Source organism: Saccharopolyspora soli (genome assembly GCF_022678645.1).
Classification (GTDB): Bacteria; Actinomycetota; Actinomycetes; order Mycobacteriales; family Pseudonocardiaceae; genus Saccharopolyspora; species Saccharopolyspora soli.
Window position 1 is genome coordinate 53,844 of sequence record NZ_JALBWV010000046.1, and the last position, 24,578, is coordinate 78,421.

A 24,578-nucleotide genomic window follows, 5' to 3' on the forward strand; every position below is an offset into this window, starting at 1 on the left:
AAGCAGCAGCGTTGCGCCATTATTACCAGAGATAGAACACGTTGTTAACACATTTTATGAGAAAAAATCTCGCCATGCCGACCGGGTGAGCCCCACGCGATCAACCCGGAAGCGCCCAAGGCGGGTAAATTTTTCGAGGTGAAGGGCACCTTATTACCGGCTTACTTGGTAAAAGGTGCCCTTCACTCATCACCCGGTCAGGTGCTGTGGTGGGGCGGTGCGGCGAAGTGGGAGGCTGGGCACATGGCGAACCGGCTTGCGGATGCGACCAGTCCCTACCTGCTCCAGCACGCGGACAACCCGGTCGACTGGTGGCCCTGGACGTCCGAGGCGTTCGCGGCAGCCCGGCAGCGGAACGTGCCGGTGCTGCTGTCGATCGGATACGCGGCCTGCCACTGGTGCCACGTCATGGCGCACGAGTCGTTCGAGGACCCCGAAATCGCGCGGGTGATGAACGAGAACTTCGTGAACATCAAGGTGGACCGCGAGGAGCGGCCGGACATCGACGCGGTCTACATGGAGGCCACCCAGGCCATGACCGGTCAGGGCGGCTGGCCGATGACCTGCTTCCTCACCCCGGACGGCGAACCGTTCCACTGCGGGACCTACTACCCGACCGCGCCGATGTCCGGCATGCCGTCGTTCCGGCAACTGCTGGATGCGGTGGCGCAGGCGTGGACCGGACGCGGCGAAGAGGTCCGCAAGGCGGCCGCGCGCGTCGTGGAACAGCTCAGCGCGCAGCGGGCGCCGCTGCCGGAGTCCATTTTGGATGATGAAGTGCTGGCCAACGCGGTCGCCCGGCTGCAGGTCGAATTCGACCCGGCCAACGGAGGATTCGGTGGTGCGCCGAAGTTCCCGCCGTCGATGGTGCTGGAGTTCCTGCTGCGCCACCACGAACGGGTCGGCCCGGCGGACAGCGGCGAAACCGCGTTGCAACTCGCCGAAGCCACCTGCTCGGCGATGGCTCGTGGCGGCATCTACGACCAGCTCGCGGGCGGCTTCGCGCGCTACAGCGTCGACCCGTCGTGGGTCGTGCCGCACTTCGAGAAGATGTTGTACGACAACGCTTTGCTGCTCCGCGTGTACGCGCACCTGGCCCGGCTCGGCAGTCCGCTCGGCGAGCGGGTGGCGCGCGAGACGGCCGAATTCCTGCTGCGCGAGATGCGGACCCCGGAAGGTGGCTTCGCGGCATCGCTGGACGCCGACACCGAAGGCGTCGAGGGCCTGACCTACGTGTGGACGCCGGACCAGCTGCGCGAAGTCCTCGGAGCGGACGACGGGGCTTGGGCTGCGGAGCTGTTCGAGGTGACCGAAGCTGGCACCTTCGAGCACGGCACCTCGACGCTGCAGCTCAAACGAGACCCGGACGACCCGGCCCGCTGGCGGCGGGTGCGCGACAGCCTCCGCGAAGCCCGCGACCGCCGCCCGCAACCCGGCAAGGACGACAAGGTCGTCACCGCTTGGAACGGCATGACGATCACCGCGCTGGCCGAAGCCGCCGCGGTGCTCGACGAACCGCGCTTGATCGACGCGGCGGCCCGAGCGGCGGATCTGTTGCTGGAGCGGCACTTGATCAACGGCAGGTTGCGCCGAACATCCCGCAAAGGCGTGGTCGGAACCGCTGAGGGAGTGCTCGAAGACTACGGCTGCTTCGCCGACGGCCTCCTCGCACTGCACCAGGCGACCGGCGAAGCACGTTGGTTGGAAGCGGCTTGCGCGCTGCTCGACACAGCCCTGCCGCAGTTCGCGGATGCCGACCACCCAGGCATGTTCCACGACACCGCCGCCGACGCCGAAGCACTCGTCCGGCGCCCCTCCGACCCGACCGACAACGCCAGCCCCGCTGGCGCCTCGGCGTTCGCCTCGGCCCTGCTCGCCGCTGCCGCGCTCGCCGGGCCGGAGGCCACGGCGCGCTATCGCGGCGCCGCCGAGCAGGCGCTGTCGCGAGTCGGGCTCCTCGCACAGCGCGCTCCCCGCTTCGCGGGTCACTGGCTCAGCGTCGCGGAAGCGCGCGCGCACGGGCCGCTGCAGGTCGCGGTGGTCGGCGAAGCCGACGACGCCGACCGGGCGGCGCTGATAGCCGCAGCGCGGCGGCACGCTCCCGGCGGAGCCGTGGCGTTGGCCGGGGAGCCGGAGGCGACCGGCGTGCCGCTGCTGGCCGGACGGCCGCTGGTCGGCGAAGCCGCTGCGGCGTACGTCTGCCGGGGCTACGTCTGCGACCGCCCGGTGACCAGCACCGAAGACCTCGTCGAATCCCTCACCCGCTTGAACGCCATGTCGTGAGCGGCAACGACCGCCAGCACTCACGACCTTTCCCGCTCGGCTCGTGAGTGCCAATGGTCGTTCTAGCGGCCAAGAACACTCACGACAGCACGCACCACGTGGAAACCTGGTGGCGAGGGGTCCGCGGGCTCTGCTGCACTGCGCGGTGTGCTGGTCCGAAAAGTCAGGGAGTCCGAACTCGGCCGGTTGCAGGAGGTCGAGATCTCCTCGGGGATCGCGTTCCGCGAAGTCGGCATGCCGGAGATCGCCGACGACCCGCCGCTGCCGCGCGATGTCTTGGCCACCTACCAACGGGCTGGTCGGGCCTGGGCGGCGGTGGATGCCGACGAGCTGGTGGCGTTCGTGGTCGTCGAGGTGCTTGACGGCAGTGCCCACATTGGACAGATCAGCGTGCACGGGGACCACGCGCGGCAGGGCATCGGTCGGTTGCTGCTCGACCACGTCGAGTCGTGGGCTCGCGACCACGGGTTGGCCGCACTGACGCTGACGACCTTTCGAACCGTGCCGTGGAACGCGCCGTACTACGCGCGCCTGGGGTTCCTGGAAATGACCGGCGCGGAGATCACGCCGGGGCTGGCCGAACTCGTGGCGCGCGAAGCGGCGCACGGTTTGGAGCCGGCCACGCGCGTCTGCATGCGTCGCCCGGTTTCGCGGTAGGCCGAACCGCAGCCCTTCCCGCCAGCAATGTAAGCGTGTAATCCTGTAATTAGGAGGTGGGGAGAATGCATTCGAGGTTTGCGCGAACGGCTCGGGGCCGTGGTTGGGGAGGCCCGCCGTGGTCCGGCGGTGGACGCGGGAGGCGCAACGAGCCGCCCACGGCCGACGATGCCAAGGCGTGGTTCACCGGGCGGTTGCCCGAAGGCTGGTTCACCGGAACTCCGGCGGTCACCGTGGACCGCGAGGAGATCGTGGTGGTCGGCGAGTTGCAGTCGGTGAGCGGCGAGTTCGCCGACGAGGCGGAGCGCGCGGCGGCCGAGAGCGGCCGGATCGCCCGGTTCCGAGAGGAGACCCGCGACGAACGGATCGAGATCGCCCGCCAGGCCGAACACCGCTACGGGCGCAAGGTCGCCTGGGGAGCCCGGCTGGGCGACACCGAGGAACTGTTCACCACGCTGTCCGTACCGGTGATGACCCGGCTGCACCAGCCGGAACGCATGGTGCTGGACACGCTGGTGGACGCCGGGGTCGCCCGCTCCCGTTCCGAGGCGCTGGCCTGGGCGGTACGCCTGGTCGGCCAGCACACCGACGAATGGCTGACGGAACTGCGAGAGGCCCTGTCCAAGGTCGATGAACTCCGCAACCGAGGCCCCCAAGCGACGTGAGCGACAACCGGGCTGGCGCAATTAACACGTTGCTGCACTACTAGATGACTGAGGTGAGGGGCACCTGTGACCAAGTAACTGGGTCACGGGTGCCCCTCACCTAACACCCAAACGGGGTCGTGAGTGCACAACCGGGTTGGAGCCCGGTTACGCGCTCACGACATGGTCACGCGTAGAGGGCGAGCCAGATGGCGATGTGGTGGCAGATCGCGGCCAGCGAGACCGCCGAGTGGAAGAACTCGTGGTAGCCGAAGGTCTTCGGCCACGGGTCCGGCCACCGGCTCGCGTAGAAGATCGCGCCCGCGGTGTAGAGCAGGCCGCCGACGAGCAGCAGCACCAGCACCGCGACCCCGGCGTTGTGCAGCAGGTCGGGCAGCACGAAAACGGCAACCCACCCGAGCGCGATGTACACCGGCACACCAACCCAGCGCGGTGCGTTGGGCCAGGCGAGTTTGAGGATCACGCCGCCCAGCGCACCGCCCCAGACGACCGCGAGCACCACCGCACCCGTCGTCGGCTGCATGGCCACCATCGCGAACGGGGTGTAGGTGCCCGCGATGAACAGGAAGATCATCGAGTGGTCGAGGCGTCGCATCCAGGTGCGCGCGCCCAGCGTCTTCCAGGTCTTGCGGTGGTAAAGCGCGCTGACCCCGAACAGGCCCAGCACGGTCGCGACGTAGACGGAGGTGCCCACCGCAGCGGCGGCCGACACGGTCGCGGCGGCGAGCGCGATCAACGTGGCACCAGCGGCGACCGACACCACCAACGACCACAAGTGGATCCAGCCGCGCATCCGCGGCTTGACGAAAGCGGCCGGGCGGCGAGCGGAGAGGGCGCTAGTCACCCCACCGAGGCTACGGGACCGCGGGCCCACATTCGTTCGCATGGCGTTGCGGCCAGCGGACCGCAGTGCTGGTAACGGCAGGAAATCCTGACGTGTTCAACGACACCGCGGGTCAACGCCTGCGCAAGGTGACGGCGGGCGAACTCCAGGTGACCGGCGTTGCACGGTGAAGTGAAGCGAGTCGAGGTGGGCACCGCAGCGGATCCGGATCCGCGTAGGCTCATCTGGCGTGGCGCTCAAGGTTCGGTTGAAAGAACTCATCTACGACGTCTACGAGCGACGGCTACGTCGGAAACTGGACGGAGTCCAACATCCCAGGCATGTGGGCGTCATCCTGGACGGCAATCGCAGATGGGCCAAGGAAGCGGGCCTGGACGCCGCCCACGGACACCGCGCCGGGGCGCGCAAGATCGCCGAACTGCTCGGCTGGTGCGAAGAGGCCGAGGTCGAGATCGTCACGCTTTGGCTGCTGTCCACCGACAACCTCAACCGCAGCCCCGCGGAACTCGACGCGCTGATGGAGATCATCGCTGGCGTGGTCGACGAGCTCACCGATCCGGCCACGCCGTGGCGCGTGCGGATCGTCGGAGCGCTGGACCTGCTACCCACCGAAACCGCCGCGCGACTGTCCGCCGCCGCGCTGCGTACCAAGGGGCGCACCGGCATGCAGGTCAACGTCGCGGTCGGCTACGGCGGTCGCCGGGAGATCGCCGATGCGGTGCGCAAACTGCTGCAGCAGCACGCCGAAGCGGGCACCACGATCGAAGAACTCGCCGAGGTCCTCACCGTCGACCACATCGCCGAGCACCTCTACACCTCCGGCCAACCCGACCCCGATCTGCTGATCCGCACCTCCGGTGAGCAGCGGTTGTCCGGTTTCATGCTGTGGCAATCGGCGCATTCCGAGTTCTGGTTCACCGAGGCGTACTGGCCCGCTTTCCGGCGGGTCGACTTCCTCCGCGCGCTCCGCGACTACGCGGTGCGCCACCGCCGCTTCGGCGGGTAGCTCGAAAACGAGCGGACGGGAAAGGCCAGGTCGCTGGGACCTGGCCTTTCCGTCGGGACGAGGCCTGCTCAGCTTTCGACCTTGGGGTGGTCAACGATCGGGGCGTTGACGCACTTGTTGAGCTGCGGGGACAGGATCGGCACGACAGCACCGAGCACGGCGACGTTGTTGCCGCATGCCTGGATCGGCAGAATGCTCGCGTTGTTGTCGTTGAGGATGTTGATGCCGTCGTTGTCCGCGCTGTCGGCGTTGGCGACGGGCGCCAGGGCCATCAGACCAGCGGCGGCACCGGCGACAATCACTGCCTTCTTCAGCACTTGGTTCACTCTCCTTTAATTCCGCGGGATTCGGAGTTCGCACCTCGTGGACTTCGGAAAGCCCGCGTGGCGGCCACCGAGTCTGGTGCGTTCCGGCTGAAAACTACCGGCGGCAGGCCGGACACCCAAACTCCTTAACACCATTGTGTGAAGCTTGGTCTGGTATTCGCTGGTGGTGGCCGCGAATTGGAGGTCCGAAGCCGCATGGGCGATGGTTCGCGGGCACAAAAAGGAGCGTCGGGTCCGGCCCGACGCTCCTTTCGTCACCTAATTTCGCGAACCGGATCCGCGGCTCAGCTGTCGACCTTGGGGTGGTCGACGATCGGGGCGTTGACGCACTCGTTGAGCTGCGGCGACAGGATCGGCAGAACGATGCCCAGCACCGCGACGTTGTTGCCGCACGCCTGGATCGGCAGAATGCTCGCGTTGTTGTCGTTGAGGATGTTGATGCCGTCGTTGTCCGCGCTGTCGGCGTTGGCGACGGGCGCCAAGGCCATCAGACCGGCGGCCGCACCGGCAACAATCGCTGCTTTCTTCAGCACTTCGGTTGCTCCTTGTTGGATGGGATGAAGCGAGTGCGCTCTTTCTCCCCCGGCTACGCACCCCAAGTCGGCCGAGGGAAGCACCCGGCGTGAAAGGTATCCAGCCAAACCGGAGAAAGGACACCTCGTTAACACCATTGTGTGATTTATTTGTTCCGCGTCGCGGCGGATTTTTTGTTGCAGCGGCAAAAGCGCGCGGTTTCCCAGCTGCGCAAAAGGGCTCCGGCGCTGCACTGCCGGGGTTGCGGCGTAGTGTCCCGGCATGGACTCCGAAGCGCTCGTGTCCGATTACGTCCTGCTCGGGCTCAGATTCGACCGGCTCGTCGAGGGATTCGTGGATTCCTACACCGGCGACCCGGCGCTGCGCCGCAGGGTGGACAACGAGTCGCAGCCCGATCCGACGCGGCTGGCCGCCGAGGCGCGGCGACTGCGCGCCGAGCTGCCGGAAGCGGGGCTGGCCGAGCCGCGCCGCCGGTTCCTCGCCGCGCAGCTCACGGCGCTGGAGTGCGCGGGGCGCAAACTGGCTGGTGCGCAGCTGCCCTTCCAGGTCGAGGCGGAGGCGTACTTCCAGGTCACCCCGACGTCCGGAGATCCCGACGAATACCGGGAAGCGCACCGCGAGCTGGCCGCGCTGTTGCCGGGGCGCGGGTCGCTGACCGAGCGGCTGGCCGTCGTCCGCAGCCGGGACCCGGTCCCCGCGGACCGCCTCAAGGCCACCGTCCAGGCCCTTTCCAGCGCGCTGCGCGACCGCGTGCGCGGCAGATTCGGCCTGCCGGTCCAGGAGGTCGTCGAGTACCAGATCGTGACCGACAAGCCCTGGAGCGGTTTCAACCACTACCTCGGCGAATACCGCTCGCGGGTGGCGGTCAACGCGGACGTCGGGCATCGGGCCGCCAACCTGCCGCAGCTGGTCGCGCACGAGTCGTACCCCGGACACCACACCGAGCACTGCCGCAAGGAAGCGGGTCTGGCGATCCGGGACCACCAGTTGGAGCACACGATCTTCCTGGTCAACACACCGCAGTGCCTGATGGCCGAAGGGCTCGCGGACCTGGGGCTGCAGGCCGCGGTCGGGCCGGGCTGGGGGCCTTGGGCGGCCGAGATCTTCGCCGATCTGGGCATCTGGATGGAAGGCGAGCTGGCCGAGCGGATGGAAGTCGTGATGACTCGGCTGCTGACGGTCCGCCAGGACGCGTTGCTGATGCTGCACGACGGTCGCGCGGACGACGCCGAAGTGGTGGCCTACTTGCGGCGCTGGTTGCTGATGTCGGAGCCGCGGGCCCGGCACCTGGTGCGGTTCATGCACGATCCGCTCTGGCGCGCTTACACCACCACCTACGTCGAGGGGTACCGGCTGCTGCGCCGTTGGCTGGAGAACCGCCCGGCGGACACTTCGAGCGCCGATCGTTATCGCCGGTTGCTTGACGAACCCTTGGTGCCGGAGGTCCTACGGGCGGAACTCGCGTCCCACGTATGAGTGGCAACCCGGCCAAAAATCACGCGATCGGAGCACTTGTGATCACCGGGCGTGCCGGGTCCGCCGATTCGGCACATCGCCCGCCGAAAACCGGTCTGACCTGCTGCCGGACCGTGCGCAGGACGGGATCGGCGCCGTCGGCGTTGCTGTGACCAGGCCGAATTCCCTGGCAAATGAAGAGAAGTCGACGAATCGGCGAATCACCTGTGTGGCTGCCTGCCGAGCCGCGATCACGCAGGTAGCGTGCGCTGTTGACGGGCCGTTCTCTAGCAAGTCCGTACGCGGCCCGTCCGGGAGGCCCTGATCGTGGCTGTTGGCTGGAGCGGACGGTTACCACGTCCACCTTGGTCGCGAAGGGCCGGTGCCCGGCCCCTGCGGCCAAGGCGGACGACCGGTCCAGCCGGGGCGCGACGGGGGCAGGCCCGGCCCGCCGACGAGCGGGTGTGCATGCCACGCCCGCGAGGGAGTAGCCGTGACCGCACGACGTTCCCAGCCTCAAGCGGAATTCCCAGCCCAAGGCGGTGAGTCCGCGAGCACCGCGCAAACCGGTGGCACTGAGGTCCGCACCTACGTCCTGGACACTTCGGTGCTGTTGTCCGATCCGTGGGCGATGTCCCGCTTCGCCGAGCACAACGTGGTGCTTCCGGTGGTGGTCATCAGCGAATTGGAAGGCAAACGCCACCACCCCGAACTCGGTTGGTTCGCCAGAGAAGCCCTCCGCGCGCTCGACGACCTGCGGATCCGGCACGGACGGCTGGACGAGCCGGTGCCGGTGGGCGAGTCGGGCGGCACCCTGCACGTCGAGTTGAACCACACCGATCCGCAGGTGCTGCCGCCGGGGTTCCGCACGGACTCCAACGACGCCCGCATCCTGGCCTGTTCGTTGAACCTGGCGGCCGAAGGGCACCGGGTCACGCTGGTCACCAAGGACATGCCGCTGCGGGTCAAGGCCGCTGCGGTGGCCCTGGACGCCGAGGAGTACCGCGCGCAGGACGTGGTGCCGTCGGGGTGGACCGGGATGGTCGACGTGGACGTGCCGTCGGATTGGGTGGACGTCCTGTTCAAGGAGGGGGTCGCCGACCTCGACGAGGCGCGGGACCTGCCGCCCAACACCGGAGTGCGGCTGCTGGCTGGTTCGCAGAGCGCGTTGGGCCGGGTGACCGCGGAGAAGCAGGTCCGGCTGGTGCGCGGTGATCGGGAGGCGTTCGGCCTGCACGGCCGGTCCGCCGAGCAGCGGATCGCGCTGGAGCTGCTGCTCGATCCGGATGTCGGGATCGTGTCGCTGGGCGGCCGGGCCGGGACCGGCAAATCCGCACTGGCGCTGTGCGCGGGCCTGGAATCGGTGTTGGAACGCCAACTGCACCGCAAGGTCGTGGTGTTCCGGCCGGTGTACGCCGTCGGCGGTCAGGAGCTCGGTTACCTGCCGGGCACCGAGAACGAGAAGATGGCCCCGTGGGCGCAGGCGGTGTTCGACACCCTCGGCGCGGTGGCCAGCGAGAACGTGCTGGACGAGGTGATGGACCGCGGCATGCTGGAGGTCCTGCCGCTCACCCACATCCGGGGCCGGTCGCTGCACGACTCGTTCGTCATCGTCGACGAGGCGCAGTCGTTGGAGCGCAACGTGCTGCTGACCGTGCTGTCCAGACTCGGCGCGAACTCGCGGGTGGTCCTCACCCACGACGTCGCCCAGCGCGACAACCTCCGAGTGGGCCGCCACGACGGCGTGGCGGCGGTGATCGAGAAGCTCAAGGGCCACCCGTTGTTCGCGCACGTCACGCTGACCCGCTCGGAGCGCTCCCCGATCGCGGCCCTGGTCACGGAAATGCTGGAAGGCGAGTTCACCCCGTAACGGTGAATTTTTCGAGGTGAGGGGCACCCGTGACCCAGTTGCTTGGTCACGGGTGCCCTTCACTCAGCACCCGTACGGGTCACCAGCCGGAGGGGAGTGGGCGGCCTTCGGCGAAGCCCGCCGCGGACTGGATGCCGATCACCGCACGCTCGTAGAACTCCTCCAGGTTGCGGGCACCGGCGTAGGTGCAGGAGGAGCGCAGGCCCGAGGTGATCTGGTCCAGCAGGTCCTCGACGCTCGGCCGCAACGGGTCCAGCCGCATGCGCGAGCTGGAGATCCCTTCCTCGAACAGGGCCTTGCGGGCCTGGTCGAACGCGCTGTCCGTGCGGGTCCGGGCCGAGACGGCGCGCTTGGACGCCATGCCGAAGGACTCCTTGTAAGCCCGGCCGTGCTCGTCGCGTTGCAGGTCACCGGGCGATTCGTAGGTGCCCGCGAACCACGAGCCGACCATCACCGACGCCGCGCCAGCGGCCAGCGCCAGCGCGACATCGCGCGGGTGCCGGACACCGCCGTCGGCCCAGACGTGCTTGCCGAGCCTGCGCGCTTCCGCAGCGCATTCGGCGACCGCGGAGAACTGGGGGCGGCCGACGCCGGTCATCATACGCGTCGTGCACATCGCGCCCGGCCCCACGCCGACCTTGATCACGTCGGCGCCCGCCTCGACGAGATCGCGCACGCCTTCGGCGGTCACCACGTTCCCGGCCACCACCGGAACTGTCGGGTGCACCGACCGGACCGCGCGCAGCGCGGAAATCATCTTCTCCTGGTGGCCGTGCGCGGTGTCCACCACCAGCGTGTCGATCCCGGCCTCCAGCAGTGCGGATGCCTTGGCGGCGACATCGCCGTTGACCCCGACCGCCGCAACCACCCGCAGCTTGCCCGCGTTGTCCAACGCCGGTGCGTAGATCTCGGCGCGCAGCGCGCCACGGCTGGTCATGATCCCGGCCAGGCGTCCCTCCGCGTCGACCGCGATGGAGACGTTGCGAGCCTGCTTGTGCAACTGCTCGAACACCTCGCGCGGCTTGGTCTCCAGCGGCAGCACCACCGGGTGCGGGTCAGCGACCTCCCCGACCCGCGCGAACCGGTCGACCCCGGTGCAGGCGGCCTCGTCGACCACGCCCAGCGGTCGGTTGTCGTCATCGACGACGACCACGGCGCCGTGCGCGCGCTTGGGCAGGAGGTTCAGGGCGTCGGCGACGGCGTCGTCGGCGTGCAACACCAGCGGGGTGTCCCACACCGGGTGCCGGGCCTTGACCCAGGCGGTGATCTCGGCGACCGCGCTGGCATCGACGTCCTGCGGCAGCACGACCAAGCCGCCGCGCCGAGCAACGGTCTCGGCCATCCGGCGGCCAGCCACGGCGGTCATGTTGGCGACCACGATCGGCAAGGTGGCCCCGGTGCCGTCGCTGGTGGCGAGGTCCACGTCGAAGCGGGACTCGACGCCGGAGCGCTGCGGAGCCAGGAAGACGTCGTCGTAGGTCAGATCAGTGGAGGGCTGCTGCCCGTTCAAGAACTGCACGTCTTCCCACCCTACGGCCTCGCCGCGCCCCAGTCGCCCACCGCTGGCCAGACGGGCTAACCTGGCCACAGCCATGCTCTGTTGGGGTGTGGAAGTACGCCGGGACACCCGCCGGAGGCAGGACCCCGGCCTTTGCGCTTCTGGGACGACTGCAAGATCACCGGATCAGTTGACCTTTCAGAAGTTGATGAGCCCCTTAGCCTTCTGGTTATACTGGCGTCGGCCATGCTCTGTTGGGGTGTGGAAGTACGCCGGGACCTCCCGCTGTATTGTGGGACCCCGGCCTCTGCGTTTTTAGGCTTCTTTTCACGCGATGTTGATCCGGTGCACGCGAGTCGTGTTGCCGAACTGCACAAGGTAGTCGCCAACTCCCCGCTCAGCGGCAAGTACCGAACCGCAAGCGATGTCGGCAAGCCACAGCAAGGGTTCGTCGTTTCCGCCGACGAAGTTCGCCTGAAGACGTGAAATCAACTTTTTACGCCGACAGGCGTCGATCAAGTTGATGTCATGCCGGTTGTTGCGCCCCTGTCGAGCCTCCAATGCAACGACACCGACGTTGATCGATTCCAGGCACGTGAGCAGCAACTCCATGCACTTGCGGCGAGCCCGCTCCGGACGGAGAACCCGCCCCTGGCCTACGACGCTGACATGCCTGACATTGAGTGCCCCAACGCTCTTGGCCAGATACTCGCGATGTCTTGCATCGGATTCGTACCAGTGCAGCTTCCGAGGACCTGCGTGAAGTTCGCGAAGTGCGCAGCGGATTTCTTCGGCGTCGGTGAGGTCGACCATGCTGGCAGTCAGGATGTAGACGCCGATGGTCAGGTCGTAGGACTCATCGACGTACGCGTGGACGAACACGAGGCGTAGTGAAGCGGGAACTGGAGTTCGAGATCAAATCGATACACCCGGTGGTGATCGCTGATCCAGCGCTGCTAAATTCCAGTTGGCTGCGTACCGAGGTACGTGGAAGTACGCCGGGACCCCTGCCGGAGGCGGGACCCCGGCCGCTGCGTTTTCAGGCTTCTTCTTCGGTTAGGGGTTCGAAGGAGTTGTAGGCGCTGTAATTGCGGAAGAAGCGGCTGTAGAGTTCCGTGCCGTCGTCGAAGGTGGCGTCTTCGAGGGGTTTCACCTCGATGATCTGCTTCAGCTTCCAGGTGATCAGTTCGTGGTTCTCGTTCTGGTAGCTGGTTTCCTGCTGCTTGCCGTGTTCGGCCGCCTTTTCCTTCGCCTCTTCTTCGGACTCCGCTTTGAGTAGCACGAAGGATTCCTCGTACAGCGGTTGGTGGGCTGCGGCGTCCGAGGTGGCCTCCAGGAGCAGGACCGCGACGTAGTAGTCCAGCTCGAACGCGCCCGCGTTGTCCTGGAACTCGCGTGGGTCGATGGTGCCCGGTCCGATGTTGATCGAACCGATCGCGTCGAAGTCGCTGCCGCTCATGGCCTCAGGATCTCACCCGGCCGGGAGCATGGCGCGAACCGCCTCGATGCTGTCGGCGGAGGCGGCATCCTTGTCCGGCCGGTAGCGCAGCACGCGGGCGAAGCGCAGGGCAACCCCGCCCGGATAGCGGGGACTGGTCTGCACGCCGTCCAGTTCGATCTCCACGACCAGTTCGGGAACGACGTGGACGGTCCAGTCGTCGCGGTGGGTCTCCCGGCGCTGGAACTCCGCGGTCTGCCAGGCCAGCAGTTCGTCGGTGAGGCCCTTGAACGTCTTGCCGACCATGATCGGCGGACCGCCGTCCGGGTCCCGCGCGCCCAGGTGCAGGTTGGACAGGTAACCGCGGCGTCGGCCGTGCCCCCACTCGGCGGCGAGCACGATCAGATCGAGGGTGTGCTCGGGCTTGACCTTCCGCCAGGACCGGCCGCGCCGCCCCGCCGCGTATCCCGAGTCCAGCGCTTTGACCATGACGCCTTCGTGCCCGGCGTCCAGCGCTTCGTCGAACAGCTCAGCAGCGCGTTCCGGCGACGGCGACAGGGTCGCCGGGATCTGGTGTTGCGGTGCGACTCGTCCCAATGCGTCGAGGCGCTGCCGCAGCGGCAGGTCGAGCAGGTCTTCGCCGTCGAGGTGCAGGCAGTCGAAGAAGTACGGGTGCAGCAGGAGTTCTCGCGAGTTCTGCGCGCCGAAACGACCCATCGTCTCTTGGAATGGCCGGGGACGCCCGGCGTCGTCGAGCGCGAGCGTCTCGCCGTCGAGCACCACGGCCTGGCAGTTCAACCCACGTACCAGTTCGACGAGTTCGGGCACGTTGCGGGTGATCTCGCGCAGCGTTCGGGTGTAGATGTGCACGTCGTCGCCGTCGCGGTGCACCTGGATCCGGGCACCGTCCAATTTGTACTCGACGCTGACCTCGCCCAGTTCGGTGAGCGCGGCATCCAGGTTCTCGGCCGGTGACGCCAGCATCGGACGCACCGGGCGGCCCACCTCCAAGCGGAACTCGGCGAGGGCCGGTTCACCAGCGCGCAACGCCGCTTCGGCGGTCGCGGGCAACTGGCCGGAGAGCATGAACGCCCGCCGAACCGCCTCGGTCCGCACCTCGGCTGCCGCGGCGATGGCCTCGATCATCACGCCTTCCAGGGCACCTTGGCGGAGCTCGCCGCCGAACAGGCGCACCAGGAACTGCTGTTCGGCAGGCGTCGCCTTGCCGAGCAGGTCGGTCAGTGCCTCGGTCCGGCGTTGGCCCGAACCGGAGTCCTTGATCTGGCGCACCGCGCCGATCGCCGAATCGACGTCGCTGATCGTCAGCGCGGGTTCCGGCGCGGATGCCACGCGCAGCGCGGCGAGCGTCGACCAACCGACCCCGGCGCGTCCGCCGGGCAGCTCGCCAGCCAGCAACGCGGTCGCCGGAGCGACCTCCTCGGCGTCCAGCCGCCCGAGCAGTCCGGCGATCGCGGCTGTCTTCGCCTTCCGAGATCGGGTCGCCGAAACCTCGCCGGAGGTCGCGACCACGTCCGCGAGCAGCACCATGCGTTCATAGTGCGCATCCGCACCGACAACCCGCACCCGGTCGCGGCTACCGGCCCGTTGCCATCCGGAGGACGTCGAGGGCTTCGTCCAGTTGTTCCAGGGTGAGCTTGCCGGAGTCGACGTGGCCGCGCTCCAGGACCACCTCGCGGATCGTCTTGTGCTCCTTGAGGGCCTGCTTGGCGACCGCGGCGGCCTCTTCGTAACCGATGTAGCGGTTCAGCGGTGTGACGATCGACGGTGAACCCTCGGCATACGCGCGGGTTTGCGCCACGTTGGCCTGCACCCCGGCGAACACCTTGTCGGCCAGCAGTCGCGCCACCGCCGCCAGCAGCCGCGCCGATTCCAGCACGTTGCGCGCGATCACCGGCAGCATCACGTTGAGCTGGAAGTTGCCCTGCGAACCGGCGAACGCCACGGCCGCATCGTTGCCGATCACCTGCGCCACCACCTGCAGGGTGGCCTCCGGGATCACCGGGTTGACCTTGCCCGGCATGATCGACGAACCCGGTTGCAAGTCCGGGAGCGCCAGCTCGGCCAGACCGGCGCGCGGGCCGGAGCCCAGCCAGCGCAGATCGTTGGCGATCTTGGTGAGGCTCACCGCGACGGTGCGCAGGTCGCCGGAGATCTCCACCGCCGAGTCCTGCGCGGCCTGGGCCTCGAAGTGGTCCCGCGCCTCGGTCAGCGGCAGACCGGTGACCTCCGCCAGCTCCGCGGCCACCGCCGCGCCGAACCCGTCCGGCGCGTTGAGGCCCGACCCGACAGCGGTGCCACCGATCGGCAGCTCACCGAGCCGCGGCACACCGCCCTGCAACCGCTCGATCCCGTACCGCACCTGCGAAGCCCACGCGCCAGCCTCCTGCGCGAGCGTGATCGGCACCGCGTCCATCAGGTGCGTGCGGCCGGACTTGACCACCTCGGTCCACTCCGCGGCGCGGCCCTCGATCGTCGTCGCGAGGTGCTCCAGCGCTGGGATGACGTCGGTGAGCACCGCCTCGGTGGCCGCGACGTGGATCGTCGTCGGGAAGGTGTCGTTGGACGACTGGGAGGCGTTGACGTCGTCGTTGGGGTGCACGTCGCGACCGAGGCGCCGGGATGCCAGCGTGGCGATGACCTCGTTGGCGTTCATGTTCGAGGACGTGCCGGAGCCGGTCTGGAACACGTCGATCGGGAAGTGCTCGTCGTGCGCGCCCTCGGCCACCTCGTCGGCAGCGGCCGCGATCGCCTCGGCCACCTCGGCGTCGAGCACGCCCAGCCGACCGTTGACCCGCGCCGCCGCGGCCTTCAGCAGGCCGAGCGCGCGGATCTGGGTGCGCTCCAGGCCCCGGCCGGAGATCGGGAAGTTGTCCACGGCGCGCTGGGTCTGCGCCCGGTACAGGGCGTGGGCGGGCACCCGCACCTCGCCCATCGTGTCGTGCTCGATCCGGTAATCCTGTTCAGCCATAGCAGAAGTGTCCCGCTGCGGGGCGCTCCCGGTCAGCGTGGGCCACCCCACTCGGCGGTCGATCTGTGGCCCGGCGCACGCCGAATGTCCGAACTGGACCGATGAAGGTGCCCCATCTCGCACCCGCTCCGCCCGCGCCGCGGCTCTGGCCGCCGAAGATCCTCCGCACGGGCGAAGAGTGAAGGGCACCTTTCACCAAGTTACTTGGTAAAAGGTGCCCTTCACCTGGAAAAGATCAACCGATGGTGGCGTAGATCCAGTCCCGGTAGGCCGTTGCGTCGGTGTAGACCGACGGGGCCGTGCCGCACACCGGGACCAGGCTGCCGAGGCGGCTGGTGACACCCGTCAGCTTCCAGTCACCCGGCTCGCCCTCCAACTGCGGTCCGCCGGAGTCGCCGAAGCAGGCGTTGGCCAGCAACTCCTGGCTGCCGGTGCAGATTTCGGTCGGGCCGTCGATCGTGCTCAGCGAGCACTGGCCGTCGGCGACCACCTGGGTCTCCAATTCCTGCAGTTGCGTCGGCGGCTGGCCGCAGCCGCGGATCGGGCAGGACAGGCCCCATCCGATGATCCGCGACGGGGTGCCGACGTCGCCGGAGCCGTCGGCGATCTCGACCGGAGTCTGCGGCACCGCGTGGTCCAACTTCAGCAGCGCGAGGTCGCCGTTGGGGTTCTTGGTGGCGTAGTCCGGGTGCACCACGATCTCGGACACACCGGCCACCGTGCCGCCGCTGGTGTGGTCCGGGCTGCCGATGCGCAGACCGAGGTCGGCCGGAGCCGCGTCCTGCACGCAGTGCGCCGCCGTCAGCACCCACTGCTGGTCGACCAGCGAAGCCCCGCAGCTGTGCTGACCGGCACGCTGCAGCGACGCCATCCAGTCGTACTGCTCGGTCGCGGCGCGTCCACCGACGATCAGCGTGCCCGGATTGTCCGAGGCGGTGGCGGCGGTGGCTGTCGCAGGCAGCGCAGCCATGCTCAGCGCCAGTGCTGCGATACCCCCGAGCAGCATGGACGTCCTCTTCACGAATTCTCCTCCCCGACGGTGATCCCCTTTTTCGGTGAACGTAAGCGGGGAGTTACCGGCCGGGTACCGCCGACTGCTGGAGCGAATTCGGCGAACTGGCGCAGTACGGCCCGAGGGTGCGGACATTGCGGACCGATCCGGCTAGCCTGGGTGTGTCCACACGGTCTACGACGAGGTGGTGGGCATGACTGCGGTTCCCCATGAGGTTGATCTGCTGATCGTGGGTGCGGGTCCGACCGGGTTGTTCGCCGCCTACTACGCGGGATTCCGCGGCATGTCGGTGGCGGTGGTCGATGCGCTGCCCGAACCCGGCGGCCAGGTGACCGCCATGTACCCGGAGAAGATGATCTTCGACGTGGCCGGGTTTCCCGAGGTGCGCGGCCGGGATCTGGTTTCCGCACTGGTGAAGCAGGCCGGTCAGTACGATCCGATCTACCTGCTCGGTCGACCCGCCACCGACTTGTCCGATGTGGACGGAAGTCTGCTCGTCGGGGTCGGTGCGGAAGAGGTGCGGGCTGGCGCGGTGCTGATCACGGCGGGGATCGGCGAGTTCACCCCTCGGCCGTTGCCCGCCGGTGGCGACTGGGTCGGTCGTGGTGTCGTGCACTTCATCCCGGAGCTGGCCGTGCACAGTGGACACGACGTGGTGGTGATCGGCGGTGGCGATTCCGCGTTCGACTGGGCGTTGGCGTTGCACCCGGTGGCCCGCAGCGTGACCCTCGTGCACCGTCGGACGCGGTTCCGCGCGCATCCGGGCCTGGTCAGCAAGGTCGAGGACCTGGGCATTCCGCTGATCGTCCCGGCCGAGGTCGCCGAGATCCGCGGCGACGACACCGGGGTGTACGAGGTGGAGATCGAGGTCGGCGGCGAGCAACGCCAGGTGTTGCCCGCGCAGACCGTGGTGGCCGCACTCGGGTTCACCGCGGACCTGGGCCCGATCGAGAAGTGGGGACTGGAGCTGGAAAAGCGCTCGATCCTCGTGGACAGCACGATGCGGACGAACCGGGCTCGGGTGTACGCGGCCGGGGACGTCGCGGCCTATCCGGGGAAGGTCAAGCTGATCGCCACCGGGTTCGGTGAAGCGGCGACGGCGGTCAACAACATCGCCGTCGAGCTGAACCCGGATGCCCACCTCTTCCCCGGCCACTCCTCGAACGCGGGCTAGGACGCCGGGAATCCGGATGTTCTCCCGAAATCGCGACGGTTCCCGGGCGTGGTGGGCGGCAGCCGCCCACCACGCATCGGGGTTCAGCCGCCGGTGTTCTGGTTGATCCAGTCCGCGTAGGCGACCACGTCGGTGTAGATCGACGGGCCGGTGGCGCAGGTCGAGTCGCCGTTGCCGGAACGGCTGGTCGCGCCGATCAGCTCCCAGTTGCCGGGGCTGCCCTTGAGCTGCGGGCCGCCGGAATCCCCGTAGCACGCGCCGGAATCGCCGTTCGGGTTGTCCGTGCAGATCTCGCCCTGCCCGTCGATACCGGTGCAGGCCGTGTCGTCGACGATCTGGGTGTCCAGCTCCTGCAAGGTCTGCGGCGCCGGACCGCAACCGGGCTCGGCGCAGGTCTGGCCCCAGCCGATGATCCGGGTCGCGGTGCCCGTCGGGCCCGAGTCCGCGGCGATGCTGATCGGGGTGGCTTGCAGCTGCTGGTCGAGCTGCAGCACCGCGATGTCGGCGGAGGGGTGTATCTGCACGTTGGTGACGTTGGCTTCTTCGCCGCCGGTGGTGTGGTCGTTGCTGCCGACCCGAACCGAGAACTGGCCGCCGCCCTGCACGCAGTGCGCCGCGGTGACGACCCAATCGGGTTTGATCAGCGTGCCGCCACAGCCGTGCTGTCCCTGCTGCTGCAGGGACACCATGAACGAGTACTCCTCGGTGGCGTCGTGGCCGCCGACGATGAACGGATCGACATCGTCACCCGCCGCGACGGCGGGCAGGCCAAGTGCGCCGATCGCGCCGACCGCAGCGATGGCTCCGATCAGAACCGAACGCTTCCGCATGTCCGTCGAATCCTCCCGGTTTCCCGGCACCACTGGCCGGATGGGCACCGACGGTAAGCGGATGCGTCCTTTCGGCGTACCAACGAAGGACGGAGGTCGACAGCACCGAAAAGCGGTGACCCGCAATCGAAACCGCAGGTCACCGCTTGGAAAACGGTGGTGTGTCCGGTGTTGGGGGAATATTTCCCAATTTCCCGGTCGAAACCGGTTCGTCAGGGCAATAAGCCGTGCGGTGCGGTGTCCTCCTCACCGAAGTCCACATCGGCGTATTCGCGCAGCTTGGACATCTTGTGCAGGCCGTCGATCACCCGGACGGTGCCGGACTTCGAGCGCATCACGATCGACTGGGTCGTGCACCGGTTGGCCCGGTAGTGCACGCCCTTGAGCAGCGCGCCGTCGGTGATGCCCGTGGCGCAGAAGAACATGTTGTCGCCGCGCACCAGATCCGACGTCGTCAGCACCTGGTTCGCGTCGTGCCCGGCCTCGCGGAGCTTGGCGCGCTCGGCGTCGTCCCGCGGCCACAGCCGCGCCTGGATCTCACCGTCGAGGCACTTCAGCGCGCACGCGGCGATGATCCCCTCCGGGGTGCCGCCGATGCCCAGCAACATGTCCACACCGCTGTCCGGGCGTGCCGCCGCGATCGCACCGGCCACGTCGCCGTCGGAGATGAACTGGATGCGTGCGCCCGCCTCGCGCACGTCCTTGACGATCTGCTCGTGCCGCGGGCGGTCCAGGATGCACACCGTGACGTCGGAGACGTCGATGTGCTTGGCCTTGGCCACCCGGCGGATGTTCTCCGCGATCGGAGCGGTGAGGTCCACGACCCCGGCGGCTTCCGGACCGACGGCCATCTTCTCCATGTAGAACACCGCGGACGGGTCGAACATGGTGCCGCGTTCGGACACCGCGAGCACCGCCAGCGCGTTCGGCATGCCCTTGCTCAGCAGGGTGGTTCCGTCGATCGGGTCGACCGCGACATCGCAGTCCGGGCCTTCGCCGTTGCCGACCTGCTCGCCGTTGTAGAGCATCGGCGCTTCGTCCTTCTCGCCCTCGCCGATGACCACGACACCTCGCATCGACACGGTGCCGATCAGTTTGCGCATCGCGTCCACCGCGGCGCCGTCACCAGCGATCTTGTCGCCGCGCCCGACCCAGCGACCAGCGGCCATCGCGGCGGCCTCGGTCACCCGGACGAGTTCCATCGCGAGGTTGCGGTCCGGTGCTTCGCGGCGTCGTTCAGTGCTGCTCATCGCGCCTCCCGGTGGTGAGCATTCTTCGGATATCGCCGACCCGAGTTCGGCGGGAAGGTACCCGCGCTCAGGCTCGTTACCTCCGATCTTCCCAGATCGGGGGACTCGTCGGAGGTCACGCGTGGGGCAGCCCACTCCCGCTTGGCCGCCCAGCGGCCGGTCACGCGGCTGGTGAGAGCATGGGCGTCGTGGCTGAACCCGGCAACCAGCAACCGGCGCCGTCCCGCCCGCCGCGGACCGCGTCCGCGATGGTCTTCGCCATCCTGCCGCTGGTCCTGGTGGCCTTCGGGGTGGCGGGTCTGGTCGGGCAGTGCTCGTTCAACCCGGGCGGTCCGTCGATCGAGGGCGGTCCGGTGCCGACCGTCGACGTCCCCGGCGAACTCCGCGATGCGGCCGAACGGGTGGATTTCCCGGTCCGCGAACCGAATCTGCCCGCGGACTGGCGGGCCAATTCGGCGAACGTGACCACGCTCGGCTCGCACGCGCAGGTCGTGCGGGTCGGGTGGTTGACCGGCGGAGCGCGCTACCTGCGGTTGGCGCAGTCGACGGCGTCGGAGGAAGAGCTCGTGACCGCCGAGACGCGGCAGCCGCCGCACGCTGAAGGCACCGTGGACGTCGCGGGTCGGCAGTGGGTGAGCTACGAGAGCGTGCGCGGCGAGCGGGCCTGGGTCTCGGAGCGGGACGGAGTCCGGCTGCTGATCACGGGCAACGCCGACGAACCGGAGTTCCGCACCCTCGCCGAGGCGGCGATCGCCGCCCCAGCCATCTCCTGACGCAGTACTGGCGCAGCGGGAAGGAAGTCACTTCTCTTCGACGGCGGCGAGGGCGCGCTCGACGCGCTCTCGGGCGCCCGCGAGGTGGCGTTCGCAGACCGCTGCCAGGGCTTCGCCGCGCTCCCACAGCGCCAGCGAGTCCTCCAGGGACAGCCCGCCAGCCTCCAACTGCTTGACCACCTCGGCGAGCTGGTCGCGGGCCTGCTCATAGCCGAGCTCAGCGACCTCCGGGTGGTCGGCCACCGGGTCGAAGTGCTCGTCCTGCTGCTCGTTCGCGGTCACGGGGTCGGACTCTCCACGTTGCTCTGCACGGACACCACCGCGGTGGCGATCGCCTGGTCGTAGCCGACGAACGCCTCGGCGAACTCGGCGCCGTCTCCTTCGCGCACCGCGTCGTTGATGCGCAACTGCGCTTCCGCGACCCTACGTCGATGCGTCGACGCTGCCCACGACCCGGCCCCCACGTATCCAGAAGTGGCCTCGACCAGCGCGCGGAGCCGGGACGGCAGGTCCTTGCGCTCGGCGGACTGGCAGCCGCCCAGCAGCGCGGCCCAGCACCCGGCCGCGGTCGAGTCGGCCGCCTCGGCGCAGCGCTGCACCTCGCTGGCCCGATCCCGTCGGGGCAGCGAGCCGGTGGCCGCCGACCGCGCGACGCCGACGGTCAGGGGGAGGAACGATGGTTCCTGCTTCGGGTGCACGGTCTCCGTCCTGTTCAGCCTGTTCGGTCCGGTACGACTGCCTGGACCGCACCGTCAACGACCCGCACTCGCAGGCGCGTTCCCGGCGGTGCTTCGTCCACCGATCGGAGCACCCCGTCCACGCCGTCCTCGACGCGCTGCACGATTGCGTATCCACGAGCCAGAGTGGCGGCCGGGCCCAAGGTCGTCAAGCGAGATCGAGTGGCGGTCAAGGCGTGTCGCTCGGTGTTCAACGCGGTCGTCACCGCGCGGCGTGCCCGATCGCGCAGCAACTCGACCTGTTCGGCACGCTGTTGCAGCGGTCCGAACGGGTCGGCCAGCACCGGACGGCTGCGCAGCGCGTCGAGCAACCGACGCTCCCGATCCACCCAGCCGTGCAGCGCGCGACGGGCGCGGTCGCGCAGTTGGTGGATCCGCTGGGTCTCCTCGGCGACATCGGGCACCACGCGCTTGCCCGCGCCGGTCGGGGTCGAGCAGCGCACGTCCGCGACGTGGTCGACCAGGGGCGAGTCCGGCTCGTGCCCGATGGCGCTGATCACCGGCGTCCGGCAGGCGGCGACCGCGCGGCACAGCGCCTCGTCGGAGAACGGCAGCAGGTCTTCGACGCTACCGCCGCCGCGCGCCAGGACGATCACGTCCACTTCCGGCAGTCGGTCCAGCTCCTGCAAGGCCGTGAGGATCTGCGGCACGGCGGTCGAGCCCTGCACGGCGACGTTGCGGATCTCGAACTGCACCGCGGGCCAGCGCAGCTGCGCATTGGTCAGCACGTCGTGCTCGGCCGCCGAGGCGCGGCCGGTGATCAGGCCGACCCGGTTGGGCAGGAACGGCAGCGGGCGCTTGCGCGCCGGGTCGAACAGGCCCTCGGCCTTCAACAGCTGGCGCAGCCGCTCGATGCGCGCCAGCAACTCGCCGATGCCGACCGCGCGGATCTCGTCGACCCGCAGGCTCAGCGTGCCGCGACCGACGAAGAAGGTCGGTTTGCCGTGCACCACGACCCGGCTTCCGTCGGTCAGCGGCGGCTCCATCTGACGCAGCAGCGCGGCCGCACAGGTCAGCGTCAGCGACACATCGGCGGACGGGTCGCGCAGCGTCAGGAACGCGGTGGCCGCACCGGGGCGCAGCGAGATCTGGGTGACCTGCCCTTCCACCCAGACCGAGCCGAGCCGGTTGATCCAGTCGGCGATCTTGCGCGCCACGGTCCGCACCGGCCAGGGCTGTTCGGGACTTGTCGGAGAACTCAGCTTCACTCCTCGTGCGTCGCTCGCCGACCGGTCTTCCGGGTCTGCCGCGGGCGGGGATCGGTCACTGGTTGCGCAGCCGGTCCAGGCGGTTGCGCAGCATTCGGAGGAACTCCGGCCGCTGACCGTGCTGCTGCTCGTAGGTGAGCAGCTCGGCCAGTTCCGCCTCGGTGAACGAACGGAGCCTGCCCCGCAGTTGCGGCAGCGTCAGGTGGTCGTAGTCGGCCAGCACCGACAGGTCCTCGGCCAGCACTTGCGGTTCCGTCGGCTCGTCCTCGTCGAAGGTCGCCCAGGCGGGCTGTTCTTCGGGGGTGCGCAGCCCGGCGAGGGCTTCGTCGCCCTTGATCGCCAGCTCGGTGATCTGCTGCTGGATCCGCATCGACGCCTGCAACGCCTGGCTGGCCACGGTGACCGGCAGGCCGAGCAGCGTGGTCGGGAGCTGCCGGGCCTGCTCGACAGCGGTGGCGGCGAGCCCGGCGGCGACGCGCACCGGCAGGGGGAGCGATGACATGCGCCCAGCCTGCCGCACTGCTGGCCGCGAAGCCACCACCGGTCCCGCACCTGCGCGGATCGAGGTGGTCGGGGACTGCCGAGGCGCGCCGACGACTGCAGGGCTGAGGGCTTCGGGGCAGGTCCGTACCCTTGGCGGTATGACGACCTCGCCCGAGGCCACTGACCTCGTTGACCAGGACGCCGGGCGGACCAAGCGGGTCCTGCTGGCCAAGCCGCGCGGGTACTGCGCAGGTGTTGACCGCGCGGTAATCACCGTCGAGAAGGCCCTGGAGACCTACGGACCGCCGATCTACGTGCGCAAGGAAATCGTGCACAACCGGCACGTGGTGGACACGCTGTCCGAGCGCGGCGTGATCTTCGTGGACGAGACCGACGAGGTGCCCGAGGGCGCGCTCGTGGTGTTCTCCGCGCACGGGGTGTCCCCGGCGGTGCACGCGGAGGCGGAGCGGCGCAACCTGCGCACCATCGACGCCACCTGCCCACTGGTCACCAAGGTGCACAAGGAAGTCAACCGGTTCGCCCGCGACGACTACGACATCCTGCTGATCGGCCACGAGGGGCACGAGGAGGTCGAGGGCACCGCGGGTGAGGCGCCGGACCGCGTGCAGCTGGTCGACAAGCCCGAGGATGTCGACAAGGTCCAGGTGCGCGACCCGAACAAGGTGGTGTGGCTGTCCCAGACCACGCTCAGCGTGGACGAGACGATGGAGCGGGTGGACCAGCTCAAGGACCGCTTCCCGGATCTGCAGGCGCCGCCGAGTGACGACATCTGCTACGCCACGTCCAACCGGCAGCAAGCGGTCAAGGCGATGGCGCCGGAGTGCGATCTGGTCGTCGTGGTCGGTTCGCAGAACTCCTCGAACTCGAAGCGCCTGGTCGAGGTGGCCCTGCAGGCTGGCGCGTCCGACGCGCACCTCGTGGACTACGCGACCCAGATCGACGAGGCATGGCTGGCCGACGTCACCACGGTCGGTGTGACCAGCGGCGCCTCGGTGCCGGACGTGCTGGTGCTGCAGGTCCTGGACCACCTGGCGGAACGCGGCTGGCACCAGGTGGACGAGGTCACCACGGCCAACGAGAAGGTCACCTTCGCGCTGCCGCGCGAACTCCGCAAGGACCTCGACGACCACCCGGACAAGCCCAAGAGCGTCCGCTGAGGTTCATCGAAAAGGGGCATCCGCGCGGGGTGCCCCTTTTCCGCGCCTGACGGCGCAACAGCGGGCTTCGCCCGCCGGAACGACTCGTCTACCCGAGCTGCTCGTCCCGTCGCGGCCTGCGGGGTCGCCGGGGCGGCTCCCCCTGCGGCGGCTCCGGCGGCCGCCCCCGGCCGGGCGCCTGCCGCGGGGCTGCGCCCCGCCGCGGCGGCACCGCCCGCCCGTCGCGCTCCGGCCTCGGGTGGGGGGCGCGCGCGCGGGCGGGCGCGTGGCCCCGCGGGTGGGCGGGGGGTTAGCCGGCCCCCCGGCCGCCCCGGGCCCGCCCGCGGGCCCCCGACCGCGTGGGGCGCGGGGGGGCGCCCGCCCCCCCC

General features: G+C 69.0%; 24 protein-coding genes. 9 read left to right on the forward strand and 15 right to left on the reverse strand.

All coding sequences use genetic code 11. The annotated features are described in order from the left end of the window. Nucleotides 1-243: 243 nt before the first annotated feature. The 3 genes from MOQ72_RS29690 (at nt 244) to abmR (ending at nt 3,605) form a co-directional block, all read left to right on the forward strand. On the forward strand, nt 244-2,283 hold the full coding sequence (locus tag MOQ72_RS29690) for a thioredoxin domain-containing protein (RefSeq protein ID WP_242189038.1): 2,040 nt from the start codon (nt 244-246) through the stop codon (nt 2,281-2,283). Nucleotides 2,284-2,430: 147 nt separating this feature from the next. Continuing rightward, nucleotides 2,431-2,940: a GNAT family N-acetyltransferase gene (locus tag MOQ72_RS29695; protein WP_308197986.1), complete on the forward strand. Its 510-nt coding sequence runs from the start codon at nt 2,431-2,433 to the stop codon at nt 2,938-2,940. A gap of 65 nt (nt 2,941-3,005) precedes the next feature. Next, nucleotides 3,006-3,605, forward strand: a complete 600-nt coding sequence (abmR, locus tag MOQ72_RS29700) for an ATP-binding transcription factor AbmR (protein WP_242189039.1) — start codon at nt 3,006-3,008, stop codon at nt 3,603-3,605. A gap of 166 nt (nt 3,606-3,771) precedes the next feature. Here the strand turns inward: abmR and trhA are convergent, their stop codons facing one another. Next, complete coding sequence (gene trhA, locus MOQ72_RS29705; protein ID WP_372495578.1) at nt 3,772-4,449, reverse strand: PAQR family membrane homeostasis protein TrhA; 678 nt, start codon at nt 4,447-4,449, stop codon at nt 3,772-3,774. A gap of 229 nt (nt 4,450-4,678) precedes the next feature. On the opposite strand from trhA, the gene MOQ72_RS29710 reads away from it, so the two are divergent. Next, nucleotides 4,679-5,455, forward strand: a complete 777-nt coding sequence (locus MOQ72_RS29710; protein WP_242189040.1) for an isoprenyl transferase — start codon at nt 4,679-4,681, stop codon at nt 5,453-5,455. A gap of 68 nt (nt 5,456-5,523) precedes the next feature. Here MOQ72_RS29710 and MOQ72_RS29715 read toward each other — a convergent pair whose 3' ends face one another. After that, nucleotides 5,524-5,772, reverse strand: coding sequence for a hypothetical protein (locus MOQ72_RS29715; protein ID WP_242189041.1), 249 nt, complete (start codon nt 5,770-5,772; stop codon nt 5,524-5,526). 293 nt (nt 5,773-6,065) lie between these two features. Then, nucleotides 6,066-6,314: a cousin-of-CoaP protein gene (locus tag MOQ72_RS29720; RefSeq protein ID WP_504981179.1), complete on the reverse strand. Its 249-nt coding sequence runs from the start codon at nt 6,312-6,314 to the stop codon at nt 6,066-6,068. 262 nt (nt 6,315-6,576) lie between these two features. On the opposite strand from MOQ72_RS29720, the gene MOQ72_RS29725 reads away from it, so the two are divergent. Both MOQ72_RS29725 and phoH2 read left to right on the forward strand, forming a co-directional pair. Further along, complete coding sequence (locus tag MOQ72_RS29725) at nt 6,577-7,791, forward strand: DUF885 domain-containing protein (RefSeq protein ID WP_242189042.1); 1,215 nt, start codon at nt 6,577-6,579, stop codon at nt 7,789-7,791. A 472-nt stretch (nt 7,792-8,263) separates the two neighbouring features. Then, nucleotides 8,264-9,640 carry an RNA 5'-3' helicase PhoH2 gene (gene phoH2 / locus MOQ72_RS29730; protein ID WP_372495579.1) on the forward strand — a complete coding sequence of 459 codons (1,377 nt, stop codon included), beginning with the start codon at nt 8,264-8,266 and terminating at the stop codon, nt 9,638-9,640. 79 nt (nt 9,641-9,719) lie between these two features. On the opposite strand, the gene MOQ72_RS29735 is transcribed toward phoH2, so the two are convergent. The 6 genes from MOQ72_RS29735 to MOQ72_RS29760 all read right to left on the reverse strand — a co-directional run bounded on the left by MOQ72_RS29735 (nt 9,720) and on the right by MOQ72_RS29760 (nt 16,571). Next, nucleotides 9,720-11,159, reverse strand: coding sequence for a GuaB1 family IMP dehydrogenase-related protein (locus MOQ72_RS29735; protein ID WP_242189043.1), 1,440 nt, complete (start codon nt 11,157-11,159; stop codon nt 9,720-9,722). 306 nt (nt 11,160-11,465) lie between these two features. Beyond that, nucleotides 11,466-12,020: a hypothetical protein gene (locus MOQ72_RS29740; RefSeq protein ID WP_242189044.1), complete on the reverse strand. Its 555-nt coding sequence runs from the start codon at nt 12,018-12,020 to the stop codon at nt 11,466-11,468. Nucleotides 12,021-12,177: 157 nt separating this feature from the next. Further along, nucleotides 12,178-12,597, reverse strand: coding sequence for a DUF4288 domain-containing protein (locus tag MOQ72_RS29745; RefSeq protein WP_242189045.1), 420 nt, complete (start codon nt 12,595-12,597; stop codon nt 12,178-12,180). Between the two features lie 12 nt (nt 12,598-12,609). Further along, a complete protein-coding gene (locus MOQ72_RS29750; RefSeq protein WP_242189046.1) occupies nt 12,610-14,124 on the reverse strand; it encodes an ATP-dependent DNA ligase in 1,515 nt (504 codons plus the stop codon). A 46-nt stretch (nt 14,125-14,170) separates the two neighbouring features. Then, nucleotides 14,171-15,565 carry a class II fumarate hydratase gene (locus MOQ72_RS29755; RefSeq protein WP_242189047.1) on the reverse strand — a complete coding sequence of 465 codons (1,395 nt, stop codon included), beginning with the start codon at nt 15,563-15,565 and terminating at the stop codon, nt 14,171-14,173. A gap of 235 nt (nt 15,566-15,800) precedes the next feature. After that, the gene (locus MOQ72_RS29760) at nt 15,801-16,571 is read right to left on the reverse strand and encodes a S1 family peptidase (RefSeq protein ID WP_277954875.1); all 771 of its coding nucleotides are present in this window, start codon (nt 16,569-16,571) and stop codon (nt 15,801-15,803) included. A gap of 199 nt (nt 16,572-16,770) precedes the next feature. Between MOQ72_RS29760 and MOQ72_RS29765 the strand changes: the two genes are divergently transcribed. Next, nucleotides 16,771-17,751 carry an NAD(P)/FAD-dependent oxidoreductase gene (locus tag MOQ72_RS29765; RefSeq protein ID WP_242189049.1) on the forward strand — a complete coding sequence of 327 codons (981 nt, stop codon included), beginning with the start codon at nt 16,771-16,773 and terminating at the stop codon, nt 17,749-17,751. Between the two features lie 83 nt (nt 17,752-17,834). On the opposite strand, the gene MOQ72_RS29770 is transcribed toward MOQ72_RS29765, so the two are convergent. Beyond that, entirely contained in the window at nt 17,835-18,581 is a 747-nt protein-coding gene (locus MOQ72_RS29770; protein WP_242189050.1) for a S1 family peptidase, read from the reverse strand. 212 nt (nt 18,582-18,793) lie between these two features. Continuing rightward, nucleotides 18,794-19,831: a class II fructose-bisphosphatase gene (gene glpX / locus MOQ72_RS29775; RefSeq protein WP_242189051.1), complete on the reverse strand. Its 1,038-nt coding sequence runs from the start codon at nt 19,829-19,831 to the stop codon at nt 18,794-18,796. A gap of 179 nt (nt 19,832-20,010) precedes the next feature. Between glpX and MOQ72_RS29780 the strand changes: the two genes are divergently transcribed. Further along, entirely contained in the window at nt 20,011-20,604 is a 594-nt protein-coding gene (locus MOQ72_RS29780) for a DUF4245 domain-containing protein (RefSeq protein WP_242189052.1), read from the forward strand. 27 nt (nt 20,605-20,631) lie between these two features. Here the strand turns inward: MOQ72_RS29780 and MOQ72_RS29785 are convergent, their stop codons facing one another. The 4 genes from MOQ72_RS29785 to MOQ72_RS29800 all read right to left on the reverse strand — a co-directional run bounded on the left by MOQ72_RS29785 (nt 20,632) and on the right by MOQ72_RS29800 (nt 23,051). Further along, the gene (locus MOQ72_RS29785) at nt 20,632-20,886 is read right to left on the reverse strand and encodes an exodeoxyribonuclease VII small subunit (protein ID WP_242189053.1); all 255 of its coding nucleotides are present in this window, start codon (nt 20,884-20,886) and stop codon (nt 20,632-20,634) included. After that, entirely contained in the window at nt 20,883-21,302 is a 420-nt protein-coding gene (locus MOQ72_RS29790; protein WP_242189054.1) for a hypothetical protein, read from the reverse strand. The genes MOQ72_RS29785 and MOQ72_RS29790 overlap by 4 nt, the downstream gene beginning before the upstream one ends. Nucleotides 21,303-21,316: 14 nt before the next feature. Next, nucleotides 21,317-22,543, reverse strand: a complete 1,227-nt coding sequence (gene xseA, locus MOQ72_RS29795) for an exodeoxyribonuclease VII large subunit (RefSeq protein ID WP_242189064.1) — start codon at nt 22,541-22,543, stop codon at nt 21,317-21,319. Nucleotides 22,544-22,604: 61 nt separating this feature from the next. Next, nucleotides 22,605-23,051 carry a lipid droplet-associated protein gene (locus MOQ72_RS29800; RefSeq protein WP_242189055.1) on the reverse strand — a complete coding sequence of 149 codons (447 nt, stop codon included), beginning with the start codon at nt 23,049-23,051 and terminating at the stop codon, nt 22,605-22,607. A 139-nt stretch (nt 23,052-23,190) separates the two neighbouring features. Between MOQ72_RS29800 and MOQ72_RS29805 the strand changes: the two genes are divergently transcribed. Beyond that, the gene (locus MOQ72_RS29805; protein ID WP_242189056.1) at nt 23,191-24,210 is read left to right on the forward strand and encodes a 4-hydroxy-3-methylbut-2-enyl diphosphate reductase; all 1,020 of its coding nucleotides are present in this window, start codon (nt 23,191-23,193) and stop codon (nt 24,208-24,210) included. The last annotated feature ends 368 nt before the right edge of the window (nt 24,211-24,578 follow it).

Coding starts and splice junctions, on each gene's coding strand:
- MOQ72_RS29750 (WP_242189046.1), bottom strand. CDS start 14,124: ATGGTGCTGCTCGCGGACGTGGTCGCGACCTCCGGCGAGGTTTCGGCG.
- MOQ72_RS29765 (WP_242189049.1), top strand. CDS start 16,771: ATGACTGCGGTTCCCCATGAGGTTGATCTGCTGATCGTGGGTGCGGGT.
- MOQ72_RS29780 (WP_242189052.1), top strand. CDS start 20,011: ATGGGCGTCGTGGCTGAACCCGGCAACCAGCAACCGGCGCCGTCCCGC.
- MOQ72_RS29800 (WP_242189055.1), bottom strand. CDS start 23,051: ATGTCATCGCTCCCCCTGCCGGTGCGCGTCGCCGCCGGGCTCGCCGCC.
- MOQ72_RS29725 (WP_242189042.1), top strand. CDS start 6,577: ATGGACTCCGAAGCGCTCGTGTCCGATTACGTCCTGCTCGGGCTCAGA.
- abmR (WP_242189039.1), top strand. CDS start 3,006: ATGCATTCGAGGTTTGCGCGAACGGCTCGGGGCCGTGGTTGGGGAGGC.
- MOQ72_RS29745 (WP_242189045.1), bottom strand. CDS start 12,597: ATGAGCGGCAGCGACTTCGACGCGATCGGTTCGATCAACATCGGACCG.
- MOQ72_RS29690 (WP_242189038.1), top strand. CDS start 244: ATGGCGAACCGGCTTGCGGATGCGACCAGTCCCTACCTGCTCCAGCAC.
- glpX (WP_242189051.1), bottom strand. CDS start 19,831: ATGAGCAGCACTGAACGACGCCGCGAAGCACCGGACCGCAACCTCGCG.
- MOQ72_RS29805 (WP_242189056.1), top strand. CDS start 23,191: ATGACGACCTCGCCCGAGGCCACTGACCTCGTTGACCAGGACGCCGGG.
- MOQ72_RS29760 (WP_277954875.1), bottom strand. CDS start 16,571: ATGCTGCTCGGGGGTATCGCAGCACTGGCGCTGAGCATGGCTGCGCTG.
- MOQ72_RS29770 (WP_242189050.1), bottom strand. CDS start 18,581: ATGCGGAAGCGTTCGGTTCTGATCGGAGCCATCGCTGCGGTCGGCGCG.
- MOQ72_RS29755 (WP_242189047.1), bottom strand. CDS start 15,565: ATGGCTGAACAGGATTACCGGATCGAGCACGACACGATGGGCGAGGTG.